This is a genomic window from Actinoplanes sandaracinus, assembly GCF_030009775.1.
GTDB classification, from domain to species: Bacteria; Actinomycetota; Actinomycetes; order Mycobacteriales; family Micromonosporaceae; genus Actinoplanes; species Actinoplanes sandaracinus.
The window spans coordinates 68,673-85,376 of sequence record NZ_JASCTH010000035.1; the positions used below are offsets into that span (position 1 = coordinate 68,673).

Consider the following 16,704-nt stretch of genomic DNA (forward strand, 5'->3'; position numbering starts at 1 on the left):
CGCCCGTGACCGAGCCCGTGGTGAAATCGAGATGCCTGCCCGCCTACATGGTGATCGACACCTCGTACTCGATGAAGTCGCAGGAGCAACTGCTCAACGACACCGTCGACCACGTCTTCGAGCAACTCAGCAGCAGGCCCATGGTCTCCGAGTTCGCACACATATCGATCATCACGTTCAACAGCGACGCGCACGTCGTGCTGGAGATGACCGACATCGATCAGGTGCAGCACCTGCCGACGATCAGCTGTCAGGGCGGCACCAGTTACGGCAAGGCGTTCCAGCTGGTCCGGCAGCGGATCGACGTCGACGTCACCCAGTTGCACGCGGCCGGGCGAGCGGTGCTGCGCCCGGCGGTCTTCATCCTCACCGACGGCGCTCCGACGGACAGCAACTGGGCCGCCGACTTCGCCACGCTCACCGATCAAGGCTTCCGGCGACGGCCACACATCATCGCGTACGGGTTCGGCGCCGCGAATCCCGCGGTGCTGGGCAAGATCGCCACCAAGGCGGCCTTCGTCGCCAAGGACACCGAGAACGAGAAGGAGGCGATCGTCAGCATGCTGACCAGCCTGCTGAACACGCTGGTGACCTCGGCCAGCGCGCAGGAGTTCCGGATCCCCGAGCAGGCCGACGGCTACGAGCGGGTGCCGATCGAGTTCGTCGACTGAGCCTGCCGCAGCAGCGGCGAGAGCCGGGACAGGATCCGTTCCACGTCGGGCCGGGTCCGCCACCGTCCGAGCCGGCGGTACACGTCGCGCAGGTCGCGCCGGATCGTGGCGGAGTCGATCAGCGCGGCCAGTTCGACGATGTCGTCGAGGACCTCGCAGGCCTCGTCGACGGCGCCGGACGCGGCGAGGGCCAGCGCCAGGCGGGCCCCGCACCGGGCTCGGGCACGGCCCGCCCACTCGGGGATCCGGGCCAGCTCAGCGCCGAGGACTTCGGCGGCCTCGTCATGACGGCCCAGGTCGTGCAGGCACCATCCCTCCACGAAGGCGAGCGGATCGCGGAGGTTGGTGGTGCCGAGCACCGGCTCGGCCGAGTCCTCGGTGACGGCCGCCGCCGTCAGTTCGGCGGCGGCCCTCAGGAGCCGCCGGTACTCCTTTTCGTGTCCGGCGGCGGCGTGGCCCTGGGCCTCCCGCTGCGTCGCCATGGCCTGTACCAGAGGCCGCGCCGACTGTTCGCGCGCCTGCCGGGACAGGTCGATCGTGGCCAGGAAGTCGCCCCGGTAGAGCGCCAGTTCGGCCCGGCGCACCAGCGCGTACGCGGCGAGTTCCGGGTCGCCGGCCTCGGCGCTGAGGCGGACCGCCTCGGTGGTCCACCACACGGCGGCCGCCTCGTCGCCGGCCTCCTGCGCCATCCAGCCGGTGTACTCGGCGTACCGGGCGGCCAGCCGCAGAGCGGGCTCGCGGGCCTCGTCGCTCACGTTCTGAAGGGTCTTGCACACCGTGATCAGGATCGGGACCACGGTGTGCGGCGGATTCACCTGTCCGAGGGTGCGTATGTCGTCGAACCACCGCCGATAGACGGCGAGCGAGTGCGCCGTGGCGCGCGGCGCCGTCGTCCATCGCATCAGGGTGTGCTGGACCCGTTCGGCGTCGCCGGAGGTGATGGCGAACTCGCCGCTGCCGTCGCCGGTCAGCCGCATCGTCCACAGGTCGCCGTTCTGCCCGACGGCCGGTTCCGCGGTGGCCGTCCGCGGTGGCACCAGACCGGTCAGATGGCCGTCGGCCTCCAGCGCGGCGTCGCAGGCCCGAGCCAGTTCCGGTGTCGGCGCCTTCGTGCCGGTCTCGATCTTGGACAGATAGCCGGCGCTGAACTGCACCCGTCCCGACAGGTTCCGTAGCGACAGCCCGGCCGCCACCCGCCTCAGCCGGAGCTCGTTACCGAAGTCCCCCACCTGGTCGAGAGTGGCCGCTCGGTGGCCGCGCGGCAACACGAGAGCCGGCGAACCCTCCCGTCCGGCGCCCGTCTCTCCACTTCCGGCCGGATGCGATCCCACAGACCCGGGTCGTCACGCCGAGGTCAGAAGCTGGGTCGCCGCCAGCTGCGCGTACAGCCGGTCCTGTGCCACCAGTTCCGCGTGGGTTCCCACCGCGCGCACCCGTCCCGCGTCCATGACGATGATGCGGTCGGCGCTGATCACCGTGGACAGGCGGTGGGCCACCACCATCACGGTGGTCCGGGTGGCAGTCTCGGTGATGACGTCACGGAGCGCCAGCTCGTTGACGGCGTCGAGTTGTGAGGTGGCCTCGTCCAACAGCAGCAGGCGGGGCCCGCGCAGCAGGGCGCGGGCGATCGCGATGCGTTGCCGTTCGCCGCCCGACAGCATGGAGCCGCGATGCCCGACCGGCGTGTCCAGGCCGTGGGGCAGACGGTCCACGAGGGCCGCGAGTTTCGTCCGGCTCAGGACGTCGCGGATGTCGTCGTCGGTCGCCTCGGGCGCTGCGAAGATCAGATTCTCCCGCAGGGTGCCGGCCAGGACCGGGGCGTCCTGCTCCACATAGCCGATCAGTGATCGCAGGTGGGGCAGCGACCAGTCTCGGACGTCCTTTCCGTCGAACAGGACCCGGCCGCCGGTCACCTCGTAGAACCGCTCGATGAGCGCGAAGACGGTCGACTTGCCGGCGCCCGAGGGGCCGACGATGGCGGTCATCCCGGCAGCCGGCGCCTCGAAACTCACCTGATGGTGGATGTCGGGCAGCCCGGTCCGGTAGCGGAAGGACACGTCGGCGAAACGGACCGACGCCGGCGCCGCTGCCGAGTGCCGGGGCGGCGCGGGCCGGTGCTCCGGCAACGGCTCTGTCGACAGGCGTTGCACCCGCGTGATCCGGGAGATGGCGGCGGCGCCCTCCTGGTACTGCGACACGGCGTCGATCAGCTTGGACACCGGTTCGATCAGGTAGAACAGGTAGAGCAGGAAGGCGATGAGCGTGGAGACGGGAATCGCCCCGGACGACACCCGGGCCCCGCCGACGGCGAGCACCGCGAGGAACGCCAGTTGCACGGCGAGTCCGTCGGCCGATCCGGCCAGGGCCTCCCATTTCGCGCTCCGCACACCGTGCCGCCAGGCCTGCCGCGCCGCCACCTCCACCCGGGCGGCCTCTCGCTGCTCGGCGCCGGACGCCTTCACCGTACGAAACGCGCCGAAGACCCGCTCCAGCGCGGTAGAGATCTCCCCGACCGCCTCCTGTGACCGCTCGGTGGCCCGCGCGATCCTGGGCATCACCAGGGCCACGAGCCCGCCGATCAGCACGATCACCCCGAGGGTCACCCCCAGGAGCACGACGTCCAGGATCGCCATCACCGCGATCGCCGCCACGAAGGCCACGACGCCCGTCGCCGCGCCGACGACGGCCTGGGTGCTGACCGCCCGCAGCAGCGTCGTGTCCGACGTGACCCGGGACATCAGGTCACCCGGCAAGACCAGCTCCGCCTCGGCGAGCCGGAGTCGCAACAGCCGTCCGACGAGGGTGCGCCGTGCGGCCAGCACGACCGACTCCGCCGTCCGTTCGAGCACGTAGGCGCCGAGCCCGTCGACGATCGCGCTCAGCACCACCAGCGCGGTGAGCGCCAGCAGAATGCCGGTGATGGCGTCGCTGGAGGCGAGCCGGTCCACCAGGACCTTGGTGGCCAGCGGCTGCAGCAGCCCTCCGGCGGCGCCGGCCAGCGCACACAGCAGACCGAGCGCGACGACCCACCGGTGCGGCCGGACATGCTCGTACAACGCCGTGAAGGTCTCCCGCGCGGAGGCGGGGGCGGCATCCGTCGTCGATGGCCGGGATGCGGTGTTCAAGAGACTCCTCTGTTCGACAGGTGCGAGGTTGTTCAGCGGGGTTCGGGGTGGCGGCTCACCGGGCGAGCCCGGCGAGCCTGGTGGCGCTGGTGAGCAGGTGCTCCAGCGGCCCGCGGCGGAAGAACCGCGACCAGACCGCCGCGAACACGACGGCGACGGCGACGAACGCGGCCAGCAGCACGGTCGAGTTGGCGTCCGGCGGAGTGGCGTTGTCGCCAGGCAGCGCGAGGATGGCCAGGATGTGGCCCACGTAGACCGTCAGGGACATGGTGCCCACGGCGATGACCGGGCCGGCGAGCCGGCGTAGCCGCGGCAGCCTGTCCATCGCCACGATCGCGCATAGCAGCACGGTGATCGCCATCCCCAGGCTGCCGATGATGTCGAAGGTCGAACCGCTGTGCGGCTCGGCTGCCAGCAGCGACCAGGGGTCGGGCGCGAAGCCCTCCTTGGGGGGCGGCGGCCCGGAGCCGGCCATGGCGTCGCCCGGCGGCATGTCGTCCGGCATGTGGTCCGGGATGCGGCCGCCGAACAACGGCAGCGCCAGCCGGGGCGTGCCGTAGCCGAGCACGATCAGCGCGGGACCGAGCACCGCCAGGCGCCGACGCACCGCGCCGGCGGCCAGATCCAGCCGGCCCAGCGCCATGCCCGCGATCACGAACGACATCCAGGTGATCGCCGGGTAGAAGCCGGTGAGCACCAGATCCAGCACTCCGACGCCGCACAGCCGCTCGAGCGGGTCGTACGCGTTGACGCTGTTCAGGGTCGGCTCGCTCAGCAGCGCCCGCAGGCCGAACGCGACCTGCGGCGCGACCAGCGCGAGGACGGCCGCGATGATCGCGAGCATCCGGGCACGCAGCCGGAGCAGCGGCAGGGCGAGCAGGAAGTACACGGCGTACGAGTTGAGGATCACCGCGTCCCCGAAACTGGTCATCGCCAGCGCGGTGCCCACCGCCAGCAGAATCACCGCCCGGATCACGATCCGGGCTTTGGCCCGCCGGCCGGCGAGGCCGGTCCGCGGTTCGAGACGACCGGCGATCAACATCAGCGAGAACCCCGCGAGCACGGCGAACAACGCCGACGCCCGGCCCTCGGCCAGGCTCCGGAACCAGCCGCCGACGTCACCCGGCGCCGCCTCGAACGGGCCGACATGCACGGCGAACATGCCGAACACGGCCAGCGCGCGGGCCAGGTCCACGCCGACCAGCCGGCCGATGGGCGGACCGGGCTCGGCGACCGCCGCGGGCTCGGGCTTCGGCAGTGACGTGTGTGCGAGGGGGTCGAGCGATGTCATGCCGACAAACGTCGTCGAACCGCGCCGGCCGGGCCATCCGCCAGGCTTCGGCGCCGGCCCGCCCTCTCACTGGAATGACCCCCCACCCGGCGGGGCGGGCACGCCGGGTGGGGGGATCTCGCCCGCCCGGTGGCTGCGGCTGCCGATTCGGCGGGGACGGGCCGTGTACCAGCGGTTATGGTCAAGCGTCGGTGACGACCGTCCGGAGACCGAGCGGAGCGAATGTGGTACGGGTTGTGGTGGTGGACGACGACGCCCTCGTCCGCTCCGGCTTACAGCTCATCCTGCGCGTGGCCGCCGACATCGAGGTCGTGGCCACCGCCAGTGGCGGCGAGGCGATCGACGCGATCACCCGGCACCGGCCCGACGTCGTTCTGCTCGACATCCGCATGCCCGACGTCGACGGCCTCACCATCCTGCGCCAGGTGCGCGCCATGCCGCACCCGCCCACGGTGGCGATGCTAACCACCTTCGACGCCGACGAGTACATCACGACCGCGCTGCGCGCCGGAGCCGCCGGGTTCATCCTCAAGGACACCCACCCCGAGCAACTGGCCCAGCTGGTACGCACCCTCGCCGCCGGCGCCGTGGTCCTGTCCCCCAAAGTGTCACGCTCGGTCGTCGACTGGCGTCTGGAGAACGGCGAGGACGCCGCCGGCGCGATCGCCCGGCTGACCGGCCGCGAACGCGACATCCTCGTTCACATCGCCGGCGGCCTGAGCAACACCGAGATCGGCACGCGGATGTACCTGAGCGCCGGCACCGTCAAGGACCACGTCAGCGCCATTCTCACCAAGCTACGGGTGAGCAGCCGGGTGCAGGCCGCACTCATCGCCCAGCGCGCGGGCTTGCTGACCCACCCGGACGGCATGTCTTGAGGCCGGGCCGGGTGCCCGCCGCGGTCGTCGACGCGGCCCTGATCGTCGCCGCCGTGCTCGACGCCATGCTGATGGCCGAGGCCGATCGCCCGTACGCCGTCGTCTCCACCACCGTGGCCGCCCTCGCCCTCGCCGTCCGCCGCCGCCTGCCCTATCTGGTCTTCGCGCTCACCCTGCCGGCGACCGCGGTCTCCTCCGCGGTGGTGGCCGGCGCGGTCGCCCTCTACACGGTCGCCGCGAACACCCGCAACCGGCGGACACTCGCCGTCTGCGCCGTCATCTACAGCGTCAGCTGCGCCGCCACGGTCGGGAACCATGACCTCCCCGCGCCCACCCGCGTCGACCTGCTGGTCTCGGTCGGCTACAACATCGCGACGGCCGCCGCCGCGATGTTCCTGGGCCAGCTCGTGCAGGCCCGGCGCGATCTGCAACAACGCCTGGCCGAGATCCACCAGGTCCGGGAACACGAACAGCAACTCGTCGCACAGACGGTGCTCGCCCAGGAACGCGCCCAACTCGCCCGGGAGATGCACGACGTCGTCTCCCACCAGGTCAGCCTCATCACGATCCAGGCCGGCGCCCTCCAGGTCAACACGAACGACCCGGACGCCAGGACGACGGCACAGACCATCCGTGATCTCAGCGTCCGCACCCTGGACGAGCTGCGGCACATGGTCACCGTCCTGCGCGCCTCCGGCACCGCGCCCACCGAGCTCACCCCTCAGCCGACCCTCGCCGGACTGAGCCAGATGATCGCGAACAGCGGCATCGAGACCCGGCTCGACGGCGACCTGCCGACCGACGTCAGCGCCGCCGCCCAGCGGGCCATCTACCGCACCGTGCAGGAAGCCCTGACCAACATCCGCAAACACGCCCCCGGCGCCACGGCGACCATCCGGGTCCGGCACGACGGCGACACCATCGAGGTCGTCATCACCAACACTCCGGCGACGCGTCCCACCGTCCCGCTTCCCGGCGCCCAGCACGGCCTCATCGGGTTACGTGAACGCGCCGAACTCCTCGGTGGCACCCTCACGGCCGGTCCCACCAGCGGCGACGGCTACCGGGTCCAGCTCCGTTTCCCCGCCACGACCCAGTAGGGACGCCGGTCCGCGCCCACGCCGGGATGCCGAGGCTCCGCCACGCCCGGTGACCGGCGTGGTGACGGCGGCGGAAGCCGGCACGCCACCGGGACGGAGAACAGCGCGAGGACCAGGATCAGCCGCTCCAACGGAACGAGTTCGCCGGCGGCGCCGGCGCAGACGGGACAGGACCGGGTGTGCCGTGTGATCCGCTTGCGCCACAGCGGGCTCGGTACGCCGTCCCACTGTTCCCGGGCGGCGGTCAGCCGCGCGCACCGCGGACGGGCCTCCAGCGCGGCGACGAGTGCCCGGCTCAACTCCAGTTGGTGGCGCATCCGCTGGACGCGGACACCGGCATGGGCCACGCTCGTTCCCAGCGCGGCCGCGAGCTCGGTCCTGGTCAGCTGGCCGGCCGTCTCCCGCCACCACAACGACAGCAGCGCCCGGTCGCCGGGGTCGAGCCATCGACTGGCGCGTACCGCCTGCCGGCGGTGGCCGGACAGTTGCACATTGGTCAAGGCCAGGTCCTCCGCCTCGACGTCCGGCAGACCGGTCGCCTCGTCGAGCGGCGCCGTCCGCTGGAGGTCAGCCTGCCGCCGGTGGAGGTTGGTGCTGATCTGGCGGGTCACGATCGTCGCGAGCCAGGGCCGGAAGCTCTCCGGGACGCGCAGCGTGCGGATCTCCCGCAGGACACGAAGCATCGCCTCCTGCACGACGTCATCGACGTCCGGGAGCCCGCCCAGTGCCCGGCGCACGATGGTGTACACCGCCGGCAGGCAGGCCGTGACGAGTTCGTCGAGCGCCCGCCGGTCCCCCGCCTGCGCGGAGACGACGAGGCTCGTCTCGCTGACCTCGCTGGCTGGCGTCACGATCTCTGCACCGCCGGCACCGTCTCGGCCGAGCCGGTCTAGCGGACGTCCACCGGGTGCGCCCGATGGGTGGCGCCACGGTTGGTGACGGCGAGCAGCCGCCGGCCGGCCCGCTCGGGCCGCACGTGAGGTCCGTCGGGTGCGGGAGGCGCCGTCCGCTGGTACGCCGAGGTGATCGCGTCCTCGTCGACCCGGACGCCGAGGCCCGGCGAGTCGCCGAGGACGAAGGCGCCGTCCTCGACGTGCAGGTCGACGGTCACGCCGGCCGGTGGCCGCAGGTCCTGAAGTTCGCTCGCGATGTGGTTGGGCACCGACGTCGCGGCGTGCAGCAGGGCGACCGGCGTGTTGCCGATCGGGCTGACCGGCAGGTCGTGGGCGTGCGCCAGCGCGGACACACGCAGGAAGTGGGTGACGCCCCAGACCGCGGCCGTCTGGACGACGTCGAGGCCGCCCGCGGCGATCAGCGGGCGGAACTGCTCCAGCCCGGTGAGGTTCTCGCCGCTGGCGACCGAGGTGTGCACGCCGCGGCTGACGGCGGCCAGGCCGTCGGCGTCCCAGCGCCGCACCGGCTCCTCGATCCAGGTCAGGTCCAGGGTGCGTTCGAGTTCGCTGACATGGCGGACCGCCTGCTTGCGCGTCCAGGACTCGTTCGCGTCCAGCATCAGTCCCGGCCGTGTTCCGCGTGCGGCCCGCGTCAGCACCTCCCGCACGAGCGTCAGGCGCTGCCGGTCGCGCTCGACGTCGAGGCCGCCCTTGAGCTTCGCCGCGGTGAGTCCCCATTGCGCGTACACCTCGTAGGTGGCGACGAGTTCGTCGTCGCTCAGCCCGATGTCGAGGCCGGAGGCGTAGGCGTGGACCCGGCGGTCCCGGCCGCCGAGCAGCCGCCACAGCGGCTCGCCGGCGGCCTGCGCCTTGATGTCCCACAACGCCGTGTCGAACGCGCCGACGGTGCCGAAGACCACGCCGGCGTGGCCGGCTTTGAAGGTCTGCCGCAGCATCCGGTCGTACAGTGCCGTCACGCCGCGGGGATCCTGCCCGTCGATGGCGGCGAAGATGGCCTCGGCTTCCACATGCGGGCCCAGGCCGACTCCGGTGATCCCCTCGTCGGTGTCGACCATGATGATCGGCACGGGCATGACGCCGTCGGCGTAGACGCCGTTGGCGTCGCCGACGGGCCGGCCCCACTCGTGTGCCGTCGTCAGGGTCCGGTATCCGGTGATCCGCATGTCAGCCCTTCGTCGCACCGGCGGTCACACCGTCGGCAATCTGGCGCTGCAGGAACAGGTAGGTCACCAACACCGGCACCGCGGCGATCAGGACGCCGGCCGCGAAGGTGGGGATGTCGTCGGAGTACTGGCCACGCAGTGAGGTGACGCCCACCATGAGCGTGCGATGGTCGGCCGACGGCATCATCAGCAGCGAGATGAGCACGTCGTTCCAGCAGAACAGCGCGTTGAGGATGCCGACCGACAGCAGGGCGGGCGCGCCCATCGGCAGCATGATCCGCCGGTAGACGCCGTACACGGTGTTCCCGTCGATCCGGGCCGCGTCCACGATCTCGGCCGGCACCGCCCGGTAGTAGCTCGTCATCAGGAAGACGGTGAACGGCAGGTACTGTGCGACGTAGGCGAGGATCAGTCCCGGATAGGTGTCGATGAGACCGGTGTCGGCCATGGTCCTGGCCAGCGGCACCATGATCACCTGGAACGGGATGAAGAGCGCCGCCAGACAGATCATGAACAGCGCCGAGGAGCCCCGGAACCGCAGCCGGCTGAGCGCGAACCCGGCCATGGATCCGAAGAGCAGCAGCAGCGTCACGGCGCCGGTCACGACGATGAGCGAGTTGAGGAAGTACCGCGCCATGCCGACGCTGTTCCAGGCCGTGCCGATGTTCTCCCAGTGCATCGTGGGGGCCAGGGAGAACCGGTCGAGGATGTACTCGCGCCGGGTCTTCATCGCGACGTTGGCGGTGAACAGCAACGGATAGATCGTCGCGAGGGCGAGGACCGCCATCGGCGCCGCGATCAGCCATCTGCCCAGTCGAGTGCGCGACATCAGTCGTCCCGTCCCACGCGGCGCAACACGCTGATCTGCAGCAGACCGACGACCAGCATGATCACGAACAGCGCCGTGGACGCGGCCGAGGCGAGCGCGGGCCGGTTCATCTGTCCCTGCTGGACCCAGATGTAGTACTCGGGCAGGTAGGTCGATCCCTCCGGACCGCCGCCGGTCATCACGTAGAGCAGCCCGAACATCGAGGTCAGCATCCCGATCATGGTGGTGATGAAGACGAACTGGATGGTGCGCGTCAGACCGGGGACGACGACGTGCCGGATGGTCTGCGGCAGCGAGGCGCCGTCGACCCGGGCGGCGTCCAGCAGGGCGGCGTCCAAGGTCGCGAATCCCGCCAGGAAGACCACGAGAGCCATCCCGAACGTCGCCCAGACGTGTACGCCGACGACCGCGAAGACGGCGACGTGCGGATCGCCGAGCCAGTCGACCGGGCCGATTCCGGCGTGGGCGAGGACGGCGTTCAGCGGGCCGTCGTACGCCATCAGCAGGTTGAAGATGGCGCCGACGATCACCGGGGAGAGCACGGCGGGGAAGAAGTAGACGCTGCGGAACAGCCGGTGCCCGGGCACGCGCAGGTAGATGAAGGTGGCGAGCAGTCCCGGGATGGCGACCGCGATCGGAAGCATCAGGACCAGCAGGCCCACGTTGCGCAGCGCGGTGCGGAACAGCGGGTCGTCGAGCAGGGCCGTGTAGTTGTCGAGTCCCACCGGTGCGCCGTTGCGTTCGCCGTCCCCGGTGAAGGAGAAATTGACGCCCAGCACCAGCGGCCACAGCCGCAGCACGACGATGATCAGAACAGCCGGGGCGACGAGGACGTAGGGGGCGAGGCGTTCGGAGCGCCGGCCGTCCCGGTCGCGCCGCGAGCCTCCCACCGGCGCCGGGCCCGCGAGCGGCGTGCCGGCCCCCGCGCCGCCGGCACGCCCCGGTGCGGCGGGGCGCACCGGCGACGGGCTACCCCGTGGCACGGTCAGCCGGCCTGGTCGGACGCGGCCAACTGCTTCATCGCCTCGTCGACGGTGACCGATCCGCTGAGCAACTGCTGGGACAGCCGCCCCATCAGCTCCACGGTCTTGGACGACAGGGCGACGTGCAGGGCCGGCTTGCCGCCGTCGATCCCGGACACGATGGTGGCGACGGCCGGGCCCGCGCCGGTCACGTCGATGGTGCTGTCGGCGGCGATCGCCCCCGCGTCGGCGTAGAACGACTTCAGCGCGTCGGTGGAGGTCAGCGACCGCACCAGGTCGGCGGCAGCCTTCGGGTCCTTGGTCCACTTCGCGACCGCGTAGCCGATGCCGCCGTCGTACGGGAGGCTCGGCGTGGCGCCCGCTGTCACGACCGGTGACCTCATGACGCCGACGTTGGCGGCGTCCAGGAACTCGGCGAAGTCCTTCCAGTGCCCGACGTCCGACATCAACCCGATGACGTGCGAGGCCTTGCCGGACTGGAACACCGCGAACGCGTCGTTGAACATCGCCGTGGAGTTGGCCCCGTCGTTGTTCAGCCCCTGGTCGTTGACCTCTTTCCAGAGCGAGAAGACCCGCTTGACGCCGGGCGAGGTCCAGTCGCGTTTGCCGGCGATCCAGTCGTCGTACTCCTGCGCCGAGAGGATGCCCGAGCCGAGAGCGGACAGGAAGAACTGGATGCCGATGCCTTCCTTGTTGCCCTGTGCGAAGCACTTGGCCCCGGTCGCCTTGGTGATGGCCGCGCAGTGGGCGACGAACTCGTCCCATCGGGTGGCCGGCCGCTCCGGGTCGAGCCCCGCCTTCTGATAGAGCGACTTGTTGTAGTAGATCGGGTGGCCCTGCAGGGTCACCGGGGCGGCGTAGATCTTGCCGTCCTTGGTGAAGGCCTCCCATCCGGCCAGGCGCCGTTTGTCCTCGCCGACGTACTCGTCCAGCGGCAGGAGCGCGTCCACCCGGTCGCGCATCTGTCCGCCGCCGTTGAAGAGCATGACGTCGGGCCCCTTGCCGGCCTGGATGGCCGCGCCGAGGAGGGTGTAGTACTGCTCGAACGGCTGCGCGACGAACTCGACCGTCACGCCGCGGTGCTTCCCGGCGAAGTCCGCCTTCGCCTTCTCGATGTACGAGGCCGCGGACGCCTCTCCCGACTTCCAGTCCCAGACGACGAGCTTGCCGCCCGCACCGCCCGACTCCGAGTCGGGTGCCGAGGCGCTTCCGCAACCGGCCACGGCCAGCGCGGCGATGAGGATCACCGACCATAGTGCTCGCTGCTTCATTGCCGCTCACTCTCCAGCTGGCCGGCGGACCGGGCATCGACGGCGGACTATCGGAACGTAACTCGTATGACGTATGACGTCAACACAATGCCTTATAGTGATGGGTGCCCGCAGTCGCCGCGGGCTACGGAGGGTGATATGACGGCAGCAGCGGAATCGACCGCCGGCGTCGCCGGGCCTCCCGCCTGGACCCGGCGACCGGCCAATCTCGCCACGGCGGTCACGGCGGAGCTGGTCGAGCGGATCATCCGGGGCGTCCACCCGTCCGGCTCGCCGCTGCCGCCCGAGCCGGTGCTGTGCGCGACCTTCTCGGTCAGCCGCACCGTGGTGCGCGAGGCGGTGAAGATCCTTCAGGAGAAGGGGCTGGTGCAGGTCCGCCAGGGCACCGGCACCATGGTCACCCCGCCGGCGATGTGGAACATGCTCGACGAGCTGGTCCTCGGCGCCACCATCGCCGAGGACGACAGCCTGGCCATCCTCGACGACCTCGTCGTCACCCGCCGCGTGCTGGAGTCCGACATGGCCAACGTCGCCGCCCGGCTGGCGGACGACGCGGCCATCGAGCGGCTACGCACGCTGGTCGATCAGATGGACGAGGTCGTCGACGACCACGTCACCTATCACGACCATGACCGCGCCTTCCACGACACGATCATGCAGGCATCCGGGAACCGCATCGCCCGCGCCGTCATCCGCGCCCTGGAGAGCCAGGTCAGCAACACCGCCCGCTACATGGGGCGCACCGAGCGCGCCCTGTGCGTGGCCTCCAACCGCGGTCACCGGCGCATCTACGAGCGGATCGCGGCCCGTGACCCCGAAGGAGCGGCCGAGGCGATGTTCACCCACATCACCGAAGCCTGGGTGGTGCGCCGCAGCGGCCCGGACGAGCCGACCCGGCTGCACCGCTGACCCCTCGGCCGGTGCGGCCCCGGGCGGCGGCGCCCGGTTCGCACCGGTCCAGGCGCCGTCGGCGAGCCCTGGGGACGAGGCCGACCGGGGGACTCCGGTCATCGGAGGTTCCATTGCTGGTTGGCGCCGCCGTGGCAGGACCAGAGTGCGATCCTGGTCCCGTTGGCGGTGGCCGCACCGGTGGCGTCCAGGCACAGCCCGGACTGGGCGCTCGTGACGGTTCCGCTCGCGTTGACGTTCCACTGCTGATTGGCCTGGCCGTTGCAGTCCCAGATGATGACCGCGGTGCCGTTGCCGGCGCCCTGCCCGCTGGCGTCCAGGCACTTGGCGCCGCCGTAGACGGTCAGTTGCCTGCCGGCGGTGTAGGTCCACGTCTGTCCGGAGGCGCCGGTACAGTCGCCCAACTGCGTCTGGGTGCCGTTGCCGGTGGAGCCGCCCGGCACCTCGATGCACCGGCCGGACTGCACCCCGACGATCCGCGTGGCCTGCGGGTTGCTGTCCCCCGTCGGCCCGGCGGACGCGATCACGGCTTGAGCGCCCGCCGGCCAGTTACCGTTGGTGACGGTGACGTTGTTGTTCACCACGTTGCCGCGGTCGCCGTTGGTCACGTTGGTGGCGCTGTTGCTCGTCCAATTGTTGGTGACGGTGAAATTGCCCATGTTCTCGCCGCCCCAATAGTTGGCGGTGGCCCAGGTGCCGATATTGGAGAAGACGTTGCCGGTGGCGGTGAAATACTTGGACCCCTCGTCGAAATAGAGGCCGAACCAGCCGTTGGTACGCAGGCAGTGGTTACCGTTTATCTGAGCGCCCGGGTTCCACGACAATGTGTAGATGCATCCGCCGTCGGTCATCTGCTGCATCACGTCGTGGATGTGGTTGCCGATGAGCCGGTTGTTGGCGGCAGTGGTGGGCGTGGTGTACCGCGGCTGATAGTTGTACAGGCCACGGTTGGCGTACTGGTTGCTGCCGCCGGGCTCGTTGGCGCCCCAGCCGTACCCGATCGACATGCCGGAGTACGGCATGTTGTAGACCTCGTTGTGCGACATCGTGGCGTTGGTGACGTAGGTCGTCAGCACCGACACGTTGCCCCGGTACTCCACACCGAGGTCGTGGATGCGGTTGTTGCTGATCGTGATGTCCCGGTTGACCATCCGCCGGTCACCGGGGTGGTGCGCGTCGGCGCGCACACCGCCCACCACGATGCCGCCGGCCGAGCTCCGGGCGATCTCCGATCCCGTGACGGTGATGCCGCCGGCGCCGAGGCCGACACCGCTGGCATGCGCGTTCGCGTCGTTGCCGATCCCGATGGCCGTCTGACCGAGGTTGACGAACCGCGAGCCGCGGAAGGCGATGGTGTTGGCGGCCGAGACCTGAACCGCCGCGGGCATCTGATTCCAGTGCGGCCGGGCGGCCTCGAACTGGGTGCAGCCCTGCTGGCAGGCGGTCAGCGCCGGCCAGTTCCAGTTGCCGGTGAGGTAGGCGCCGGTCTGCTGGTCGGCGAAGCCCTGATTGCTGCTGGGCCCCAGCCAGCTCGTGCCGGTGAAGGTGATCCCGCTGAAGGTGATGTGGTGTGCGGGCGCGTCGTAGGTGCCGCCCACGTTCACCAGGGACTGCAGCGTCGGCAGCTCCACGCTGACGTTGCTCATGGTCTGACCGGCCGGCGGGGCGTAGTACAGCACGCCGGTCCCCGAGTTCAGGTACCACTCCCCCGGCGAATCCAGGAACTCGTACGCGTTGGTCAGGTACAAGGGTCCGGCCCGGTGCGGGCTGGAGAAGGTGTCGTACCCGAACGTGTTGTTGTTCCAGCCCGGCTGCTGCATCGTGATGAAGTTCCCGCTGATGCTCTGCACCGACACGTACCGGTCGGTGAACGAGTTGACGCTCTCCATCTGGATCCGGCTCTGGTCGGCCAGGTTGTTGAGGTAGCTCAGGGCACCGTTGCCGAACCTCAGGCCGGCACTGGTGGCGGTGAAGTCCGAACGGTTCACCTGTGTGCGCGCCCGGGTGGCGATGGCGCCGTTGACGTACAACTGCCGGGTGTCGACGCCGGCTCCGACGTCGGCCCGCCAGATGTTGCGGCCGGAGTCGGCCAGAGTCCATCCGGTGACGGCGCGCGCGCCGCTGATCGCGGGGCGGGCCGACGGCGCCGCCTGCCACACCACGGTGTGCCCGTTGGTGCCGGAGTCCTCGCCGGTCAGCCGGAACGGCGCCGGCAGGCGGTACACCCCGTCGGCCAACTGCACCACGATGTCGCCGGACATGGCGTCGTTCAACGATCGCACCGCGGCCTGCGCGCCCGCCAGCGAGCACGGCTGGGCGCTGGAGCAGGCGCCGCCAGCGCCGGAGGGGGAAGCGTAGAGGGTCGTCGGCGCCGCCTGGGCGGGGGTCGCCGACGCGACGATCCCCACCGCGGCCGCCAGCCCCGCTGCGGCGATTCCAGCCGGCACCTGCCGTCGCAGCGCGTACCACACGGGCGTCTCCTCAACGTGGGGGTGGAGGTCGCGGATGAATGTCGATCTCGCCGCCGGCCGACCGTGACGTCGGCGTCGTCCACTGTCGGCTCTCGCGGCGCGATCTCTCGGGCGGCCCATCAACCCGAACCGTCCATATGACGTATGACGTCATACACGGACGACGTTAAATGCGTGTTGCGGCCATGTCAAGCGACGGTGGTCGATGCGTCCGGGGTCTGGAGGCCGCCGTGGCGCCCGGCCCGGCTCACCGGAGAACCGCCCGCAGGTACCGCAGGCCCTCCAGCGCCAGCAGGTCCTGCGACGGGGCGAGAGGGCGCCAGATCGAGGCGGCGGTGGCGATCGTCCGGTTCAGCGCGGTGAACGACTCGATGCAGACGGCGCCGTCGTAACCGGTCGCGCGCAAGACGCCGAAGAAGCGGGGCCAGTCGAAGTGATCTCCGCCGGGAGCTCCCCGGTTCGTGCCGCTGACCTGGACATGCTTGATACGCGGACCGGCGAGGTAGACGGCCGCGTAGGGGTCGGACTCCTCGATGTTCATGTGATAGGTGTCGATCATGAGGCCGACGTTCGCGGGCATGCCGTCGATCAGGTCGAGCGCCTGCGCCACGGTGTTGACGACGCTGGTCTCGTAACGGTTGAGCGCCTCCACGCCGATGCTCACGCCACGCTCACCGGCGTAGTCGGCCACCGGCGACAGGGCCTCGCGGAACTCCTGGTAGCAGGCCGTGCGGGCGGCCGGTGACATGTGCCAGGCCCGGCCCACCGAGGCGTACACGGGACCGCCGACGCACGGCGCTCCGAGGACGGCCGCGCTGTCCACACAGGCCCTCAGATAGGCCGCGGTCGACGCGACCACGGTCGGCGGGGCGGCTACGAGCTCGCGCCCGGGCGGGGTCACCGCACAGACGCCGGCGGCCGCCAGGTGATGCGACGCCAGCAGGTCCCGGGTGCGGACCGGGTCCCAGTGGCCGGGTTGCTCCAGCGGTAGCTCGACCGCGTCGAAGCCGAACGCGGCGATCCGCGGGATCAGCTCGGCCAGGGCCTCGTCGTCGACCGGCGAGGCCCACACCCACGGGCTGACACCGATGGCGTGCAC

Annotated in this window: 14 protein-coding genes; 4 read left to right on the plus strand and 10 right to left on the minus strand. The window is 70.7% G+C overall.

Annotation, left to right across the window (positions count from 1 at the left end):
* The first annotated feature begins 5 nt into the window (after positions 1–5).
* Complete coding sequence (locus QLQ12_RS39185; RefSeq protein ID WP_282766034.1) at positions 6–671, plus strand: vWA domain-containing protein; 666 nt, start codon at positions 6–8, stop codon at positions 669–671.
* Here QLQ12_RS39185 and QLQ12_RS39190 read toward each other — a convergent pair.
* The 3 genes from QLQ12_RS39190 to QLQ12_RS39200 all read right to left on the minus strand — a co-directional run bounded on the left by QLQ12_RS39190 (position 638) and on the right by QLQ12_RS39200 (position 5,087).
* The gene (locus QLQ12_RS39190) at positions 638–1,900 is read right to left on the minus strand and encodes a helix-turn-helix domain-containing protein (protein ID WP_282766036.1); all 1,263 of its coding nucleotides are present in this window, start codon (positions 1,898–1,900) and stop codon (positions 638–640) included. The two genes, QLQ12_RS39185 and QLQ12_RS39190, sit on opposite strands and share 34 nt — an antisense overlap.
* 114 nt (positions 1,901–2,014) lie before the next feature.
* Positions 2,015–3,796, minus strand: a complete 1,782-nt coding sequence (locus QLQ12_RS39195) for an ABC transporter ATP-binding protein (RefSeq protein ID WP_282766037.1) — start codon at positions 3,794–3,796, stop codon at positions 2,015–2,017.
* Positions 3,797–3,851: 55 nt separating this feature from the next.
* A complete protein-coding gene (locus QLQ12_RS39200) occupies positions 3,852–5,087 on the minus strand; it encodes a DUF418 domain-containing protein (RefSeq protein WP_282766038.1) in 1,236 nt (411 codons plus the stop codon).
* A gap of 224 nt (positions 5,088–5,311) precedes the next feature.
* Here QLQ12_RS39200 and QLQ12_RS39205 point away from each other — a divergent pair, with 224 nt between their 5' ends.
* Together QLQ12_RS39205 and QLQ12_RS39210 are read left to right on the plus strand one after the other, a co-directional pair.
* Positions 5,312–5,965, plus strand: a complete 654-nt coding sequence (locus QLQ12_RS39205; RefSeq protein ID WP_282766040.1) for a response regulator — start codon at positions 5,312–5,314, stop codon at positions 5,963–5,965.
* 11 nt (positions 5,966–5,976) lie between these two features.
* Positions 5,977–7,065, plus strand: a complete 1,089-nt coding sequence (locus tag QLQ12_RS39210) for a sensor histidine kinase (protein WP_282766041.1) — start codon at positions 5,977–5,979, stop codon at positions 7,063–7,065.
* On the opposite strand, the gene QLQ12_RS39215 is transcribed toward QLQ12_RS39210, so the two are convergent.
* The 5 genes from QLQ12_RS39215 to QLQ12_RS39235 are packed head-to-tail and all read right to left on the minus strand — an operon-like array spanning position 7,026 to position 12,225.
* On the minus strand, positions 7,026–7,916 hold the full coding sequence (locus tag QLQ12_RS39215) for an RNA polymerase sigma factor (protein WP_282766042.1): 891 nt from the start codon (positions 7,914–7,916) through the stop codon (positions 7,026–7,028). The genes QLQ12_RS39210 and QLQ12_RS39215 overlap by 40 nt on opposite strands.
* A 38-nt stretch (positions 7,917–7,954) precedes the next feature.
* Positions 7,955–9,142 (minus strand): mandelate racemase/muconate lactonizing enzyme family protein, encoded by a 1,188-nt coding sequence (locus tag QLQ12_RS39220; protein ID WP_282766043.1) that lies wholly within the window; start codon positions 9,140–9,142, stop codon positions 7,955–7,957.
* 1 nt (position 9,143) lies between these two features.
* On the minus strand, positions 9,144–9,971 hold the full coding sequence (locus tag QLQ12_RS39225) for a carbohydrate ABC transporter permease (protein WP_282766044.1): 828 nt from the start codon (positions 9,969–9,971) through the stop codon (positions 9,144–9,146).
* On the minus strand, positions 9,971–10,930 hold the full coding sequence (locus QLQ12_RS39230; RefSeq protein ID WP_282766045.1) for a carbohydrate ABC transporter permease: 960 nt from the start codon (positions 10,928–10,930) through the stop codon (positions 9,971–9,973). The genes QLQ12_RS39225 and QLQ12_RS39230 overlap by 1 nt, the downstream gene beginning before the upstream one ends.
* Positions 10,931–10,956: 26 nt before the next feature.
* Positions 10,957–12,225, minus strand: a complete 1,269-nt coding sequence (locus QLQ12_RS39235; RefSeq protein ID WP_282766046.1) for an ABC transporter substrate-binding protein — start codon at positions 12,223–12,225, stop codon at positions 10,957–10,959.
* A 138-nt stretch (positions 12,226–12,363) separates the two neighbouring features.
* Between QLQ12_RS39235 and QLQ12_RS39240 the strand changes: the two genes are divergently transcribed.
* Positions 12,364–13,134, plus strand: coding sequence for a FadR/GntR family transcriptional regulator (locus tag QLQ12_RS39240; RefSeq protein WP_282766048.1), 771 nt, complete (start codon positions 12,364–12,366; stop codon positions 13,132–13,134).
* Positions 13,135–13,232: 98 nt separating this feature from the next.
* Here the strand turns inward: QLQ12_RS39240 and QLQ12_RS39245 are convergent, their stop codons facing one another.
* Both QLQ12_RS39245 and QLQ12_RS39250 read right to left on the minus strand, forming a co-directional pair.
* On the minus strand, positions 13,233–15,605 hold the full coding sequence (locus QLQ12_RS39245; RefSeq protein WP_282766049.1) for an RICIN domain-containing protein: 2,373 nt from the start codon (positions 15,603–15,605) through the stop codon (positions 13,233–13,235).
* Positions 15,606–15,852: 247 nt separating this feature from the next.
* Positions 15,853–16,704, minus strand: coding sequence for a sugar phosphate isomerase/epimerase family protein (locus QLQ12_RS39250; protein WP_282766050.1), 852 nt, complete (start codon positions 16,702–16,704; stop codon positions 15,853–15,855).